The organism is Pseudomonas brassicacearum (genome assembly GCF_000585995.1).
GTDB lineage: Bacteria > Pseudomonadota > Gammaproteobacteria > Pseudomonadales > Pseudomonadaceae > Aquipseudomonas > Aquipseudomonas brassicacearum_A.
Genome location: NZ_CP007410.1, coordinates 2877775 through 2892617, shown reverse-complemented (window position 1 = coordinate 2892617; position 14843 = coordinate 2877775). Strand labels below are relative to the sequence as shown.

Here is a 14843-nt window from a genome sequence, read left to right as displayed (position 1 = left end):
GAAGCTTTTATCGAAACGGAGCGGCCGACAACTCTTTAGAGGTAGTGCGCCCAGGATCGGCCGCTACACCCCAGATCCAGGCGCCGCCCATGTTCGGGTTCCAGATTTTCTTGCCAGGCCAGCCGCAATGATGCACTGGCTGCGCAGCTCCCTGCCCGCTCGCGCCGGGCTGGCGGTGATCCTCATCGCCATCCTGGCCCTGGCCAGTTCCTTGAGCGCCGGGTTGATCGCCTGGTTCAGCCAGGGCGACGCCGCGGCCATCAACACCGCCGGCTCCGTGCGCATGGAGACCTACCACCTGAGCTGGAAACTGGCGGCGGGGGCCACCGACGACATCCCGGTGATCATCGATAGCCTGCAAAAGCGCCTCGACAGCCCTGCCTTGCGCGCCGTGCTGGAAGACGGCCCCACGACGTCCCTGCACCAGAGCTATCAGAACCTGGTGCAACGCTGGAACCAGACCTTGCGCCCGGCCGTCGAGCGCGGCGACGGGGCGTTTTTCCAGGCCAGCGCCGACTCCTTCGTCGACCAACTGGACCAGTTCGTCACCCTGCTGCAACGCCAGAGCGAACACAAACAGGGCTGGCAACAGACGATCCAGGGCATGGCATTGTTCAGCACCATGATCATCCTGCTGATCGGCCTGTATGAATTGCAGTACGGGGTGGTCACGCCCTTGCAGGAACTGGTGGACGCGACCCAGCGTTTTCGCCGTGGCGAGTTTCAGGTACGGGTCAATCACCAGTCCGAGGATGAGCTGGGCCAACTGGCGACGAGCTTCAACGCCATGGCCGAGACCATCGAACAGTCGCATCGCACCCTGGAAAGCCAGGTCCAGCAAAAAACCCTGAACCTGCAGCAAGCCAATGCTGCCTTGGAGTTGCTGTACCAGAGCAGTCGCAACCTGGCCACGCGACAGTCCAACGCCCAGGGCCTGGATGAGTTGATCCGACGCTTCCAGCAACGGCTGCCGGGCCTGCGTCTTTCGCTGTGCCTGCAAGGGCAACTGCAGGCACCGGCCCGCCAACTGCTGGCCATGCACGGGGCCGACAGCCGCGAGGTCTGTGCCAGCAGCGATTGCGCCACCTGCCAGAAGCATCACACGGCCCGGCCGCAGACGTTCAGCATCAGTAACCAGGGCAACGAGCTGGGTGAACTCAAGGCGCACTTTGTCGACGGCCACGCGGCACAACCCTGGGAAACCGCACTGATCCAGGCCCTGGCGAATCTGATCGGCACCTCGCTGTCCCTCAAGCGCCAGCGCGAACAGGACCATCGCCTGCTGCTGCTCGACGAGCGCACCATCATCGCCCGCGAGCTGCATGACTCCCTGGCCCAGGCCTTGTCGTACATGAAGCTGCAAGTGAGCCGCATGCAGACCCTCATGCGTCGGGGCGAACCGGTGCAGACCCTCGAAACGGTGACCGGTGAACTGCGTGAAGGGCTGAACAATGCTTATCGCCAGTTGCGCGAATTACTCACCACCTTCCGTTTGCAGATCCACGACGACGGCCTGGTCGAGGAACTCAAGGACACCGCCGAAGAGTTCTCCAATCGAGGGGACTTCAAGGTGCACCTGTTCGTCGACACCCTGGCCTTCGAATTGTCGGCCAGCGAGCAGATCCACATCCTGCAGATCACCCGCGAGGCCCTGTCCAACTGCCTGCGCCATGCCCATGCCGAGAACGCCTGGCTCGAACTGCGCCAGGAAGGCGAGACCGTACACCTGTCGATCGAAGACGATGGCCGGGGCTTCAGCGGTGAGGTGGACACGCGCGAACATCATGGCCTGAACATCATGAACGAACGGGCCCGCAGCCTGCGTGGCCAATTCCAGATTCTCTCCCGAACACCCCAGGGCACCCGTATCCAGGTGCATTTCCAACCGGAATTCCTGGGTCAACACACCGAAGGCCTCGCCACATGAACGCCCCCCTGCGCCATACCCTGCTACTGGTTGACGATCACCCGATGATGCGTCGCGGGATCCGTCAGATGCTGGAGCTCGAAGACGATCTGCAGATCGTCGGCGAAGCCAGCCACGGCGAAGAGGCCCTGACGCTGATCGAACCGCTCAAGCCCGACCTGGTACTGCTGGACAACAACATGCCGCAGATGAATGGCATCGAAACCCTGCGCCGGCTGCGCGCCATGCATTACACCGGCAAGGTGCTGCTGTTCACCGTGTCCGATGCCGAGGATGACATCCGCGATGCCCTGCGCCTGGACGCCAACGGTTACCTGCTCAAGGACATGGAGCCGGAATTGCTGATCCAGTACATCCGCGACGCCCTCAACGGCGCCCTGGTGATCAGCCCCGGCCTGACCCGCGTCATGGCCCAGGCCCTGCGCGCCGCGCCGCGCCAGACCGAGGTGGACCTGACCGAGCGCGAACGCCAGGTGCTCAAGACCATCGCCGGGGGCTACAGCAACAAGGTCATCGGACACAAACTGGGCATCACCGAGGGCACGGTCAAGGTTCATGTGAAGAATTTGCTGCACAAGCTTGGTTTGCGCTCGCGGGTGGAAGCGGCGGTGTGGGCGATGGAGCATTTGCGCGGGGCGGGTTAAGCCAGGCGAGTAGATCCCATGAGCAACACATAGCCTGTGGCGAGGGAGCTTGCTCCCGCTGGGGCGCGCAGCGGCCCTGTTTTTTGGGGCTGCTACGCAGCCCAGCGGGAGCAAGCTCCCTCGCCACGGGATTTGTGTCAGGCAAAGATTGATTCGACTGAATGAGTGCGGGCCCATCCCTCTTCAGAGGTAGGCCTGCCGAGGCATAGGCCGACGGCGCCTTCGGCCCTACCATGACGGTACGCGGAGGTACGCCATGCTGACCCACCCTTCCATCGTTTTACTGTTGCGTCGTCACCATCTGTTCAGCCAGTTGCCGGAACGGATTTTCGAGGACGTGTGCAACCTCGCCGTCCTCAAGCGCCTGCCCGCCAATAGCACGCTCATGCACCAGGGCGACCCGGCCAAGCGGTTTTTCCTGCTGGTCAGTGGGCAGATCAAATTGTATCGGGTGACCGGTGAAGGCCAGGAGAACCTGGTGGAAATCATCCAGCCCGGCCAGACGTTCGCCGAGGCCCTGTTGTTCAGCCAGGCCCGTTGTTACCCGGTCAGTGCATCTGCGATCAAGGACAGCGTGCTGGTGAGTGTCGAAGGCAACCATTACCGCAACGCCCTGGAAGACCAGCCGAAGGTCTGCCTGGCGATCCTGGGAAGCATGAGCATCCACCTGCACCAACGCCTCAAGGACATCGACAACCTGACCCTGGCCAGCGCCAGCCGACGGGTCATCAATTTCCTGTTGCAGGAACGCGACCCTCGCGACGGCCAGCTGGTGTTGCAGGTTTCCAAACGCCTGGTGGCCTCCAAGCTGGGCATCCAGCCGGAAACTTTCTCGCGCATCCTCCATCGCCTGGTGGATAGCGGCCTGATCGCCATGGAGCGGCGTAACATTCGCATCCTGGCGGAGGAGGAACTGGAGGCTTACCAGCAATAGCCCGAGTAAGTGCACCCTCTGTGGCGAGGGAGCTTGCTCCCGCTGGGCTGCGCAGCAGCCCCAAAAAGGCCAGACGCAATCAATCTGACGCACCACTGTGGCAAACTTGGGGGTGCTTCGCCCCCCAGCGGGAGCAAGCTCCCTCGCCACGAGATCGGAGTTTGGCTCAGGGACTTTGATCACTACCTATCAACGGTATCAACCGCTCAAACAACGCATCCCCCTCCTCTTCAGTGCAATCGACCCCGAAACGCTTGCGCCAGCCCAACTGACTCAGGATCACATGCACATCCGCCCTCAAGTCATGCTGCTGCAAGCACGCCTGGACGCATTGCAACGGGCAGCCGTCCAGGGCAATGATCCGCCGCCCCGAGCGCGCCTTGTTCACCAACGCTGCCACGTGCCCACCCACTCCGACAATGCAGGACATCTCGGCCAGCCCGGCGCGGTCCAGGCGTAGGGCGACGGTGTTGGCCAGTTGCGCCACGTTGGAACAACCGGAACAGGAATACACCAGGGGCAATACGCTTGGGACTTTCATCACACCGCCGCCAACCCCTTACCCGCCCGCTCCAGATTGCGCCATAACCACGGCGGCAATACATCCGGATCGAGACTGTCGATCAGGTTCTTCAGCGCCAGCCCCAGTTCGGTGTCGCCCTCGATCACCAACCGTCGGCGGAAGAACAATGTATCGGGATCCTCCTGACGGCTGGCCAACAGCAGGAATTCGCGCCAGTTGCCGCTGATGGTGACCTGGGCGTCGGCCCGCTCGGCGATGCGCAGTCCATCCCGCGCCAGGGTCAGGTACCAGCACAACTTCAAATCAGGCACCCGCAGGCACAACCAGCGCCCCTGCAGCACATCGAAACCGCCGTCGCGCAGCGGCTCGGCCAGGCAACGATTGAGCGCCTGTTGCAACGCCAGGCGCTGCACCACGAACGGCACCTTGCCCACCAGCGGCAGCAATCGGTCAGCGCCCTTGAGCAACCATTTTTTTGGACTCAGCACAGGCCCGCCTCCTCTACCTTCAACATGCCGGCATGGCCGTGCCAATAACCGTTGCAACCGTCCACGAACAACGGTGGCGCCTCGCCGTGGCGCACCTTGTCGAAGGCCGTGACCACTTCGGCCATGCCCTGGGCACGCGGGCTCAGGCGCAGCAGGTCGGCGCCACTGGCCGTCAGCGCGGTGTAGTCGGCCAGCAGATTCGTCACCTCCCCGGACATCGTCTGGATGCCGTTGAGGGTGAACAGTTGTTGGCCTTCCTGGCTGCTCAGAGCCAGGCCATCGGGGTAGTTGATGCAACAGAACTGGCAGTCGTCCTTGGGCCGGTTTTCGGCCCGGGCAGTGAAGCAGCGCGCCGAATACGCCAAGGGCAGATGGCCGTAGGCGAAGATTTCCACCTCCGGCACCTCACGGTCCAGCTCTCGCACCTGCTCGAGCACATCGCCGATCAGCGCCGCCGAACACTCCACGGGGGGTACCCAACGGATCATGCCACTGTCGAGCAATTGGCCCAGGGCGTGACCGTTGTACAAATTCAACGCCGGCCCGCCGACAAAGGGCAACTTGCGTTCGGCCAGGAACTGCACCGCGCCCATGTCATTGGCTTCCACCAACAATTGGCCGTTGTCACACAGGCGTCGCAGCGAGGACAGCTCCGAAGCCGCTTCGATCAGCGTCAGGCTCGACAATACGATCTGTGCCTGGCTGCACGTTTGCAGCTCGCGGGCCAGGCCCAGCCATTGATCCAGAGAGAATGCCCGGCGCTTCGAACACACGGTTTCCCCCAGGTAAATCACATCCAGCGGCAAGGCCGACATCTCGGCGTAGAAATTCCCCAGTTGCGCTTTGTCCCAGTAAAACAGGACCGGTCCCAGGCTGAGTTTCATCTGGCCTCCCTCATTGCCATGATCGATGGTAGGCACCCAGGGTGGTCTGGCTGCCTTCGGACAAACCGGCCAACACCTGGCGCCATTCTTCCCGCACGCGGAACCGTTGCGGCGCGGCCTGGTGTGCATCCAGCGCGGCGCGCCAGACCCGGGTGACTTGTTCAACGTAGGCCGGGCTGCGCTGACGGCCTTCGATTTTCACGGCTTCGACGCCGATGGCCGCCAGCTCCGGCAACAGGTCCAGGGTGTCGAGGCTGGTGGGTTCTTCCAACGCATGGAAACGCTTGCCGCCCACCAGGAAGCGGCCCTTGCACAGGGTCGGGTAACCGGCCGGTTCTTCAGGGGTGTAGCGGTCGATCAGCACTTCGCTCAGACGTGCGCTCAGGCCTTGGGCGTCCTCGCTCCAACGCACCGCCTTGGCGGGCGAACAGACTCCGCAGAGGTTCGGCGATTCGCCGGTGATGTAGGAAGACAAGTGGCAACGGCCCTCGGCCATGATGCACAGACTGCCGAAACCAAAGACCTCGATCGGCACCGGACTGGCTGCCGCCACCTGCCGCACCTGGGCCAGGGACAGCACCCGTGGCAGCACGGCGCGGCGGATGCCGTAGCGCTCGGCGTAAAAAGCCAGGGCCGCCGCGTGGGTCGCCGAACCCTGGACCGACAGGTGCAGGGCCAGTTGCGGATGGCGCTGACTGGCGTAGCTGAGCACACCGGGATCGGCGGCAATCAGCGCGTCGACGCCGAAGTCGGCGGCACGGTCCACCGCCCGTTGCCAGCGTTCCCAGCCCTTGGGCTGCGGGTAAGTATTGACCGCCACGTACAGCTTGCGTTGGTGTTGACGGATGTGCGCGACAGCGGCGTCGAACTGCTTGTCATCCATGTTCAGCCCGGCGAAGTGCCGGGCATTGGTGTCATCGCGAAAGCCGACATAGACGGCATCGGCGCCTTGGCGCACCGCCGCTTTGAGGGCAGGCAGATTCCCTGCCGGGCAAACCAGTTGCATGGGGCATCCTCGTGAGAAAACTAAGGGCGCCGCCAGTCTAGCCAGCCCTCGGCCGGCGACCTTGACGGCAATCAATTGCCGTCAATGCATCAGCTCGGCGAATGGCAGGTACAGCACCCGATCGTGCTTGTGCAGCAGCGTCTCACGCTCCACCACCGCCAACCCGTCGGCCCAGCACGCGGCCGTCAACATCGCCGAGCTTTGCTGGGGATGCAGTTCCACACACAGGTGGCCGTCGGCGTCGGGGATCAGTTTGGCGCGCAGGTATTGCCGACGCCGGTTGCGCTTGAGCCAGTCGAACCCGGCCGGCAGCTGCAACGGCACAGGCAGCACGTCGCGCATGCCTTGGGCGCGGAACAGGAACGGTCGCACGACGATCAATGCCGTAATCAACGCCGCGCAAGGATTGCCCGGCAGCCCGATCCATGGCTTGCCTTCCACATCGCCAAAGGCCAGGGGCTTGCCCGGCTGGATCGCCAGGCGCCAGAGATCGATGCTGCCCAGGGCCTCGATGGCTTGCTTGAGGTGATCTTCCTCGCCGACCGACACGCCGCCGGAGGTCAACAGCACGTCGCACTCGGCGGCGGCCAACCCCAGCGCTTGCCGGCTCGCCAGCAATTGATCGGGCATGACACCAAAGTCATGCACCTCGACACCCCAGCCCCGCAGCAGCGCCGCCAACGTATGGCGATTGCTGTTGTAGATCTGCCCCGGCGCCAATGGCTCGCCCGGCTCGCGCAGTTCATCGCCGCTGCTGAGCAAACCCACCTGCAAGGGACGATAAACCTCCACCCGGCCAATGCCGGCACCGGCCAGCAACCCCAACTCCTGGGCGCGCAAGCGCGTGCCGGCCTGGAGCAAACGGTCGCCTCGACGTTGTTCTTCGCCTTCCTTGCGCACATGGTCACCGCGATTGACCGCGGGCAACCAGACCCGCTGGCCCTCGACACGGCAGCTTTCCTGGGGCACCACCGTGTCGGCGCCCGGCGGCAGCGGCGCACCGGTGAAGATCCGCACTGCCTGGCCTTGCTGCAAGGGCTCGCCCGGCCCGTCGCCCGCGGCGATCCGCCCGATCAACGCCAGGGCCCCGCCACCGGCCAGCAGGTCAGCGGCGCGCAGGGCATAACCGTCCATCGCGCTGTTGTCCCAGGCTGGCAGGTTCATAGGGCACAGAATATCGGCCGCCAGCACGCGGGCCAGGGCTTGGTCCAGGGGCACTCGCTGCACCGGTGGTGGCGGCGGTGCCTGGTCCAGCAGATGACGGATCGCGTCATCCACCGGCATCAGCAGGCCGCTGTCGCACACCTTGCCGCTCACGAGCGTGTCTCGCAGGCGGTCGGGGCAATGCCGGCCTGTGGCTTGAGATGGGGGGTGAAATTGCACGGGCCAGTGCGGCTGTCCAGTTGCCCGACCAGGATCTTTTCCCAGCCGGTCCGGCAAGCCCCCGGCGAACCTGGCAAGCAGCACACCAGCACGCCGTTGCTCATGCCCGCCAAGGCGCGCGATTGCAGTGTGGACATGCCGATTTCCGCCAGGGACACCTGGCGGAACAACTCACCAAAACCGTCGACGTGCTTGTCCAGCAATGGCGCCACGGCCTGGGGCGTGTTATCGCGTGGGGTGAACCCGGTGCCACCGGTCATCAACACCACCTGCACTTTCGGGTCCGCGATCCACTGGGAGACCTGGGCGCGGATCTGGTAGATATCGTCCTTCACCAGCCCGCGCTCGATCAGCACATGCCCGGCGGTTTGCAGCAGGTCCGCGAGGGTCTGGCCCGAGGTATCAGTCTCGAAACTTCGGGTATCGCTGATGGTGAGGACCGCGATGTTCAGCGGTTGAAAGAGGCGTTGCGTCAGATGGGCCATGATCAGCCGTCCTGTCAGAAAAAGATGGCCCAGCCTGAACCCCATTCGATGCCGGGCCTATTCCTCCATGGAGGTACCTCCCTCGGCGTCAGGGTGCCAGGCGGCTGCGCTGCCAGGCGCCATCCTGCAGGCGGTAGTCGAGCCGGTCATGCAAACGGTCGGCGCGGCCCTGCCAGAACTCCAGGCGTTCGGGTCGCAGGCAATAACCGCCCCAATGCTCGGGACGCGGTACCGGTTGATTGGCAAAACGTTGTTCGGTTTTTTTCAGCAACGTCTCGAGGGCGGCGCGATCATTCAGAGAACGACTTTGCGGCGAGGCCCAGGCGCCCAGACGACTGGCCACGGAACGGGACTCGAAATAGGCGTCCGACAACGCAGGGTCAAGCTTGCAGACCTGTCCTTCAATCCGCACTTGCCGTTCCAGCCCCGGCCAGAAAAACGTCATGGCTGCCCTGGGGTTAGCCGCCAGGTCCTGTCCCTTGCCGCTTTCGTAGTTGCCGAAAAATGAAAAGCCTTCGCTGCTGAAGCCCTTGAGCAACAGCACCCGACAATGGGGCCAGCCCTGCTCATCCACTGTGGCCAGGGCCATGCTGTTGGCTTCCACCGGAGGGCTTTCGGTGTCGCGGGCTTGTTGCATCCAGAGCCCGAACAGGACCATGGGGTCGTCCGGTGCCTGGGTTTCATCCAGGCCGTCGAGGGTGTACTGGCGGCGCATTTTGGCCAGGGAAAGGGGCATGGTGGTGATCTCCACTGTGGGTTTGGGCCAGTGTGGAGTCGACTGCGTTGGCTGGCCTTGATCGTTGTCAATGCCGGCTCTTGTGGTGAGTTGAAGGGCGCTATCGCGAGCAAGCTCGCTCCCACAGGTGATCTGCTGTGTTCACAAGATCCCTGTGGGAGCGAGCTTGCTCGCGATGAAGGCAACGCGGTCTAACCGGTCAACGGCTACTTGAGCCCCAACCGCCGCGCCAGCTTATGCAGATTGCTCGGATCCACCTCCAACAACCGCGCCGCCCCCGCCCAGTTCTGCCCGCAACGCTCCAGGGCCTTGAGGATCGCCTGCCGCTGACAACCATCGACCGCTTCGCTCAGGGGCTGGAGCGGTGCATCGACCGCCTCCGGGAGTTGTTCAAGCAGCGCTTGTGCCGTGGAAGTGTTGGCATTGACATCCAGGTCCAGCACCTGCGGCTCCAGGGTCATGATCAAACTGCGACTGGCACCCCGGCTCAGCTGCTTCAACGCCGCGCGACTGATCACGTGTTCCAGTTCCCGCACATTACCCGGCCAGCTGTACGCCAGCAGCGCCTGTTCGGCCGCCGGGGACAGGCGCAAGCCGCGCAAGCCCAAGCGTGTGCGATTCAGTTCGAGGAAGTGCCCGGCCAGCATCAACACATCGTGGCCGCGCTCGCGCAACGGAGGGATCGGCACCGGATAGACCGAAAGCCGGTGGTACAAGTCGGCGCGAAACAGGCCATCGCGAATACTGTCGGGCAGGTGTCGGTTGGTGGCGGCGATGATCCGCACATCGACGTGCAGCGGCTTGTCCGCGCCCAGACGCTGGATCTCACCGTTTTGCAGAGTACGCAGCAATTTGGCCTGCACACTCAGGGGCAATTCGCCAACCTCGTCGAGAAACAGCGTGCCGCCATTGGCCGCGTCGAAGCGCCCGGCGCGGTCGGTGGTTGCACCGGAAAACGCGCCTTTGACGTGGCCGAACAATTCGCTTTCAGCCAGGGACTCCGGCAACGCCGCGCAATTGACCTGGACCAATGGCTTGTGGCCGCGCCGGGACAAGCGATGCAGACGCCGGGCGAACAACTCTTTGCCGACACCGGTTTCCCCCAATAGCAGCACTGGCAGCTCGGAATCGGCCAATACATCCAACTCATTGAGCAACTGTTGCAGCCCCTCGCTGCGCCCGAGGATTTCGCCCTCTTCGGCCGGCAGGCGCAGGTCCGCCGGGTCACTGCGCGAGGCCCGCAGGCTGCGGTTTTCCTGCTCGAGCCGGGTGACCCGCACCGCCGCTTCGATCTGCAAGGTGCAGCGCTTGAGTTCCTCGCGGGCGCGACTGTCGAAGGTGCCGGCGTGCAACGCATCGAGGGTGATCGCGCCCCAGAGCCGGCCTTCCACATACAGGCTCACGCCCATGCAGTCGTGCACCGGCAGCGGCTCGCCGACATGGTTGTCGAGCAAGCCGTCATAAGGGTCCGGCAAGCGACTGTCGGGCTCGAACCAAGTGGGTTCGCGCGAGGCCATGATCGCCGCCAGGCGTGGATGTTGGGCAATCACGAACCGACGGCCCAGCGCCTCGTGGACCAGGCCCACGGTTGCCACGGGCCTGAGGCTGTCATCGTCCAGGCGCAACAACCCCACGGCGCCACTGTTGAAGTATTCGCGCAGGGTCTGCACCAGGCGCTGCAATCGCACCGCATTGGGCAGCTCGACGATCAGGTCGGCGGCCAGGCTTTCACGCAGCATGGTAGTGATGACCCTCCAGGGTTCATTTGACCCTTGGCAGCCAGGGTGACAATCACCCTGGCAAAAAAATATTCGTTTATTTTCAGCCAGTTGAATCTGGCACGCCGGCTGCAAAGAGAGCGTTTATCTGTCCCTCTCGGCATTCAACCCAAAGGAACCATGATGAGCCTCGAACTGCTGGACCAAAGCCTCGGCCAACTGGCCTGCGACATTCCCGGTGCCACCCGCACCTTCCATCATTACAACCTCGACTTCTGTTGCGGCGGGCAAAAATCCCTGCGCGAAGCCGCCCTGGTTAAAGGCCTGAACCCGCTGCTGATCGCCGACGCCCTGCGCACCCTGCAAGCCGCCGGCGAACTGGGCCATGACTGGCGCGACGAGCCCCAGGCGCTGTTGATCGCCCACATCCTGGAACGCTACCACGCCCGCCATCGCGAACAACTGCCGGAGCTGATCCGCCTGGCCCGTCGCGTCGAGCAGGTCCATGGTGCGCGGGCCAGTTGCCCGAACGGCCTGGCCGATCACTTGCAGGACATGTATCAGGAGCTCGAAGGCCACATGCTCAAGGAAGAACAGGTGCTGTTCCCGATGCTGCAACAAGGCCTGGGCGAACGGGCCTCGGCGCCGATCCAGGTACTGCGCTACGAACACGACCAGCACGGTGAAGCCCTGGAAACCATGCTCACCCTGACCGACCAGATCACCCCACCCGCCGACGCCTGCAACACCTGGCGCGCCCTGTATCGCGGGCTGGTGGAGTTTCGTGATGACCTGATGCAACACATTCATCTGGAAAACAATGTGTTGTTCGTCAATGCGATGAAGCCCACTGCTCGCTGACCCTCAAACATTGCGTTACCCCCTGTGGGAGCGAGCTTGCTCGCGATGACGGTGGGTCAGACAACTCAATACTGACTGATCCGCCGCCATCGCGAGCAAGCTCGCTCCCACAGGGATTGCCATGGGGCGCTCCATCTAAAATTGCCAATAAAACATCGCCTTGGCCAACACCACGATCAGCACCATGTGCCCAAGGATACTGCGGCGCAGCCAGCAGGCCCGACCCGGGGTCAGCCGACCGCTCTTGAGCCAATACGCCAGCCACAGGTAGTGGCCGATGATGCTCAGGGCCAGCAGGATTTTCAGGCTCAGCAGCAGGCCAAAGCTGTTGCTCAACGGCTGGCTCAATGCGCCGCGATGCTGCCAGGCCAGGGCGATGCCGGCGCCGTACAGCAACAGCACCACGCCGTGCAGCACGTGCCGCGAACGCTTGGCGATGGCCTGGTCGGCGGCATCCTGGGTGCTTCGGGCCAACGGTCGGCGGGCGGCATGCCAGATGAAAACCTCGAAAAACAACGTGCCAATAAAAGCGATGGCCGCCAACAGATGCGTGACCAGCAAGACCCCATACATCATCGTTCCCCTTCGCCCAGTCGGCTCATCCCGGATGCCCATCCACCCGAGTCTTCAGCAGCATCGGGCCATAGCGCCAGGCATAGAGGCCGAACGCCAACGTCCAGCACAGTCCCGCGAGCCACAACGCGGCCAACGGAAATACCAACACCAGCAGCACACGGCTCACGCACGCCAGGTTCAATAGCACAAACGCCAGGGTCATGCCCGCCGGCGGCTCGAGGGGGCGCCCGGTATGGCCCAGGCTGACGCGGGCAATCATCGCCAGGATCAACCCGGCCATGGCGCCGATGGTCAGGCCATGCACCGCCAGGCTCGGATTCACCGGCACGCCGAAGTGCCAGAGCGCCATGCCCAGGCACGCCACCGCCAGCCAGGCGTAGGCCAAGTGCAGCGACCACAGCAGCGGCACCCGCCACAAGTCCCGATCATGCCAACGCACCAATCGAATCCCGTGCCCCACCGCCAACGCGGCGAACAACAGGCCGACCCAGACACTGGCCGACAGCGCCGGACCGAAGGCATAGAGCAGCGCCACCAGCGCCGACCCCGCCAGCAACAGGCGATCGAGCCACGGCCAGGGCGCAACGCCCTCTACCCGACCCAAGCCGCGCTGGGTGAAAAAGGGAATCACTCGCCCGCCGATCAGCCCCATCATCGCCGCTACCAGCCACAAGCCGGTGAGCACGCTTTGGCGTTGCAAGCCCTCGTTGTGCTGCACCAGGCCGTACATCGACAGCGCATCGGCGGCGGCCAACAGCAGCAAAACCAGCACAATCGGGTAATTGCGCTTCTGCCGCACGCGCCACAGCGTCACGCCCATCAATGCCGCGACCGCCAGGGCGAAACCCAGCTCCAGCACGGTCAGCAATGGCCAGGGCGCATCGACCAGCCAGGCCAACCGCGCGCCCAACCATACTGACGCCAGCGCCGCCAAGCGCTTGCCGCTGATACCTGGGGTGCCCGTCCAGGTCTGCACGGCCGTCAGCAGGAACCCGGCAATGATCGCCAGGCCGAAGCCGAACAACAGTTCATGACGGTGCCAGGCCAACCAGCCGCCACCCGGCTGCCAGGCCGACAACCGCCCGGTGAACGCCAGGAGCCAAAGGGGAACGGCCACCAGCGCCAACACGCAGCCCGCCAGGAAGAACGGCCGAAACGCCAGGCGCCACAGCGGCAAAATGGCCATGGCCTTGCGACGGTCAAGCACTTGCATACACCACTCCTCTGCCTCACCGGGGATCTGGCCCGCCAGCGAGGTACGACAAAATCAGGGTTCGAATGATCGGCTATCGACACTGGCGGGCCTTGTCTCAGATCAAGCCCGCGCATCGGCAACCTCCCGCCTCGAACAAGCACTTGCAAGGGGCTTGCCGAACCGGGTCGAGCCGCCTGCTAAACACCTCTGCCCCCCTGTGGGAGCGAGCTTGCTCGCGATGGCGGTGGGTCAGTTGGCACTATGTTGGGTGTGCTACCGTCATCGCGAGCAAGCTCGCTCCCACAGGAACTGTAGTCGAACGGGGTATTTATGACCCTTTCATGGTTGTTTTAACCCTATCGTGCCAGGGTCATTTTCACCCTCCCCAGCCCAAACGTCCCACGAATCAAAGCCTCCAGGCATGGCCCGCCTCTTGCTCAGGCAGGGCATAGACTCTCGCCCGAGGTAAACCCATGAAAAACGTCGCTCTGCCACTGACCTGGTTCATAGTGCTCTCTTGCGTCGTGGCGCTGGCCAGCAGCCTGTCCCTCAGCCTCGTCTGAACCCGATTACCGTCTTGCCATCACAAGGATTCATGCCATGGTGCTCCACCGTGTCCATCACCAGATTCTGCGCAGCCATCACCTGTTCGAGCCACTGAACGAAGAACAACTCGACGAATTGATGAGTACCAGTCAACTGCTGAACATCGACAAGGGCAACCCGCTGTTCCGCCAGGGGGAACCGGCGCAGGCGTTTTACTTCGTGATCTGCGGGGCGGTAAAAATCTACCGCCTGACCCCGGACGGCCAGGAAAAAGTCTTCGAGGTGATCGGCGAGCGCCAGACCTTCGCTGAAGCCATGATGCTGATGGACACACCCAACTATGTGGCCTCCGCCGAAGCCGTCGGCCCGAGCCAGGTGTACCGGCTGTCCAACGCCACCTACATGCGCCTGTTGCACAGCAACAGCCAGCTGACCTTTGCCCTGCTCGGCAAGCTCTGCGTGCGCCTGCACCAGCGGGTCAACGAGATTGAAACCCTGTCGCTGAAAAACGCCACCCACCGCGTGGTGCGTTACCTGCTGACGCAACTGGTGCGCCTGCAAACCGTGGACAGTCAGTTCGAACTGCCAATGGCCAAGCAATTGATCGCCGGGCACCTGTCCATCCAGCCGGAAACCTTCTCGCGGATCATCCGGCGCTTGATCGATGAAAAAATCATCACCCAGGATGGTCGCCAGATCGCCATTCTCGATCGCCTGCGCCTGGAACAGTTCGAATGACTGCACAACCCATCTGCCTGTATTGCCAACACGCCAACCCTGCAAACGAAACCGAATGCCGCCAGTGCGGCATGCCCCTGCCAGCCGAGGCCGCAAAGGCCGACGAGCGTCGGTTGCGGCGCTTCGGCTGGTTCTGTGTCGGGCTGACGATCTTCTGCATCGTCATGTTTTTCTGGCTGCCTCGCAGCATCGCCTGAAC

General features: G+C 63.5%; 16 protein-coding genes. 6 read left to right on the top strand and 10 right to left on the bottom strand.

The features are described 5' to 3' along the window. Positions 1–127 precede the first annotated feature (127 nt). From CD58_RS12615 to CD58_RS12605, 3 genes are all read left to right on the top strand, one after another. Positions 128–1927 (top strand): HAMP domain-containing protein, encoded by a 1800-nt coding sequence (locus CD58_RS12615; protein WP_025213357.1) that lies wholly within the window; start codon positions 128–130, stop codon positions 1925–1927. Beyond that, positions 1924–2571, top strand: coding sequence for a two-component system response regulator NarL (narL, locus tag CD58_RS12610; protein ID WP_025213356.1), 648 nt, complete (start codon positions 1924–1926; stop codon positions 2569–2571). The genes CD58_RS12615 and narL overlap by 4 nt, the downstream gene beginning before the upstream one ends. A gap of 256 nt (positions 2572–2827) precedes the next feature. Further along, complete coding sequence (locus tag CD58_RS12605) at positions 2828–3505, top strand: Crp/Fnr family transcriptional regulator (RefSeq protein ID WP_025213355.1); 678 nt, start codon at positions 2828–2830, stop codon at positions 3503–3505. Positions 3506–3671: 166 nt separating this feature from the next. On the opposite strand, the gene CD58_RS12600 is transcribed toward CD58_RS12605, so the two are convergent. From CD58_RS12600 to norR, 8 genes are all read right to left on the bottom strand, one after another. Beyond that, a complete protein-coding gene (locus tag CD58_RS12600) occupies positions 3672–4046 on the bottom strand; it encodes a putative zinc-binding protein (protein ID WP_025213354.1) in 375 nt (124 codons plus the stop codon). Then, complete coding sequence (ubiT, locus tag CD58_RS12595) at positions 4046–4516, bottom strand: ubiquinone anaerobic biosynthesis accessory factor UbiT (RefSeq protein WP_025213353.1); 471 nt, start codon at positions 4514–4516, stop codon at positions 4046–4048. The genes CD58_RS12600 and ubiT overlap by 1 nt, the downstream gene beginning before the upstream one ends. Further along, positions 4510–5400, bottom strand: a complete 891-nt coding sequence (locus tag CD58_RS12590) for a U32 family peptidase (RefSeq protein WP_025213352.1) — start codon at positions 5398–5400, stop codon at positions 4510–4512. The genes ubiT and CD58_RS12590 overlap by 7 nt, the downstream gene beginning before the upstream one ends. A 10-nt stretch (positions 5401–5410) precedes the next feature. Next, the gene (gene ubiU, locus CD58_RS12585) at positions 5411–6406 is read right to left on the bottom strand and encodes a ubiquinone anaerobic biosynthesis protein UbiU (RefSeq protein WP_025213351.1); all 996 of its coding nucleotides are present in this window, start codon (positions 6404–6406) and stop codon (positions 5411–5413) included. A gap of 81 nt (positions 6407–6487) precedes the next feature. After that, positions 6488–7723 carry a gephyrin-like molybdotransferase Glp gene (glp, locus tag CD58_RS12580; protein ID WP_025213350.1) on the bottom strand — a complete coding sequence of 412 codons (1236 nt, stop codon included), beginning with the start codon at positions 7721–7723 and terminating at the stop codon, positions 6488–6490. Next, the gene (gene moaB, locus CD58_RS12575; RefSeq protein ID WP_025213349.1) at positions 7720–8274 is read right to left on the bottom strand and encodes a molybdenum cofactor biosynthesis protein B; all 555 of its coding nucleotides are present in this window, start codon (positions 8272–8274) and stop codon (positions 7720–7722) included. The genes glp and moaB overlap by 4 nt, the downstream gene beginning before the upstream one ends. 88 nt (positions 8275–8362) lie before the next feature. After that, positions 8363–9010 (bottom strand): pyridoxamine 5'-phosphate oxidase, encoded by a 648-nt coding sequence (gene pdxH, locus CD58_RS12570; RefSeq protein ID WP_025213348.1) that lies wholly within the window; start codon positions 9008–9010, stop codon positions 8363–8365. Between the two features lie 206 nt (positions 9011–9216). After that, the gene (gene norR, locus CD58_RS12565) at positions 9217–10749 is read right to left on the bottom strand and encodes a nitric oxide reductase transcriptional regulator NorR (RefSeq protein WP_025213347.1); all 1533 of its coding nucleotides are present in this window, start codon (positions 10747–10749) and stop codon (positions 9217–9219) included. A 162-nt stretch (positions 10750–10911) separates the two neighbouring features. Between norR and ytfE the strand changes: the two genes are divergently transcribed. After that, positions 10912–11589 (top strand): iron-sulfur cluster repair protein YtfE, encoded by a 678-nt coding sequence (ytfE, locus tag CD58_RS12560; RefSeq protein ID WP_025213346.1) that lies wholly within the window; start codon positions 10912–10914, stop codon positions 11587–11589. Between the two features lie 135 nt (positions 11590–11724). Here ytfE and CD58_RS12555 read toward each other — a convergent pair whose 3' ends face one another. Both CD58_RS12555 and CD58_RS12550 read right to left on the bottom strand, forming a co-directional pair. Next, positions 11725–12165 (bottom strand): membrane protein, encoded by a 441-nt coding sequence (locus CD58_RS12555; protein WP_038436632.1) that lies wholly within the window; start codon positions 12163–12165, stop codon positions 11725–11727. Positions 12166–12187: 22 nt separating this feature from the next. After that, complete coding sequence (locus tag CD58_RS12550) at positions 12188–13378, bottom strand: NnrS family protein (protein ID WP_025213344.1); 1191 nt, start codon at positions 13376–13378, stop codon at positions 12188–12190. A gap of 582 nt (positions 13379–13960) precedes the next feature. Between CD58_RS12550 and CD58_RS12545 the strand changes: the two genes are divergently transcribed. Both CD58_RS12545 and CD58_RS12540 read left to right on the top strand, forming a co-directional pair. After that, a complete protein-coding gene (locus tag CD58_RS12545) occupies positions 13961–14644 on the top strand; it encodes a Crp/Fnr family transcriptional regulator (RefSeq protein WP_025213343.1) in 684 nt (227 codons plus the stop codon). Beyond that, a complete protein-coding gene (locus tag CD58_RS12540; RefSeq protein ID WP_025213342.1) occupies positions 14641–14841 on the top strand; it encodes a hypothetical protein in 201 nt (66 codons plus the stop codon). The genes CD58_RS12545 and CD58_RS12540 overlap by 4 nt, the downstream gene beginning before the upstream one ends. Positions 14842–14843: the final 2 nt, after the last annotated feature.

Excerpts from the sequence above, each read along its gene's own strand:
- CD58_RS12615 (WP_025213357.1), top strand. The coding sequence starts at position 128 with ATGATGCACTGGCTGCGCAGCTCCCTGCCCGCTCGCGCCGGGCTGGCG.
- narL (WP_025213356.1), top strand. The coding sequence starts at position 1,924 with ATGAACGCCCCCCTGCGCCATACCCTGCTACTGGTTGACGATCACCCG.
- CD58_RS12605 (WP_025213355.1), top strand. The coding sequence starts at position 2,828 with ATGCTGACCCACCCTTCCATCGTTTTACTGTTGCGTCGTCACCATCTG.
- CD58_RS12600 (WP_025213354.1), bottom strand. The coding sequence starts at position 4,046 with ATGAAAGTCCCAAGCGTATTGCCCCTGGTGTATTCCTGTTCCGGTTGT.
- CD58_RS12590 (WP_025213352.1), bottom strand. The coding sequence starts at position 5,400 with ATGAAACTCAGCCTGGGACCGGTCCTGTTTTACTGGGACAAAGCGCAA.
- ubiU (WP_025213351.1), bottom strand. The coding sequence starts at position 6,406 with ATGCAACTGGTTTGCCCGGCAGGGAATCTGCCTGCCCTCAAAGCGGCG.
- moaB (WP_025213349.1), bottom strand. The coding sequence starts at position 8,274 with ATGGCCCATCTGACGCAACGCCTCTTTCAACCGCTGAACATCGCGGTC.
- pdxH (WP_025213348.1), bottom strand. The coding sequence starts at position 9,010 with ATGCCCCTTTCCCTGGCCAAAATGCGCCGCCAGTACACCCTCGACGGC.
- norR (WP_025213347.1), bottom strand. The coding sequence starts at position 10,749 with ATGCTGCGTGAAAGCCTGGCCGCCGACCTGATCGTCGAGCTGCCCAAT.
- ytfE (WP_025213346.1), top strand. The coding sequence starts at position 10,912 with ATGAGCCTCGAACTGCTGGACCAAAGCCTCGGCCAACTGGCCTGCGAC.
- CD58_RS12555 (WP_038436632.1), bottom strand. The coding sequence starts at position 12,165 with ATGATGTATGGGGTCTTGCTGGTCACGCATCTGTTGGCGGCCATCGCT.
- CD58_RS12550 (WP_025213344.1), bottom strand. The coding sequence starts at position 13,378 with ATGCAAGTGCTTGACCGTCGCAAGGCCATGGCCATTTTGCCGCTGTGG.
- CD58_RS12545 (WP_025213343.1), top strand. The coding sequence starts at position 13,961 with ATGGTGCTCCACCGTGTCCATCACCAGATTCTGCGCAGCCATCACCTG.
- CD58_RS12540 (WP_025213342.1), top strand. The coding sequence starts at position 14,641 with ATGACTGCACAACCCATCTGCCTGTATTGCCAACACGCCAACCCTGCA.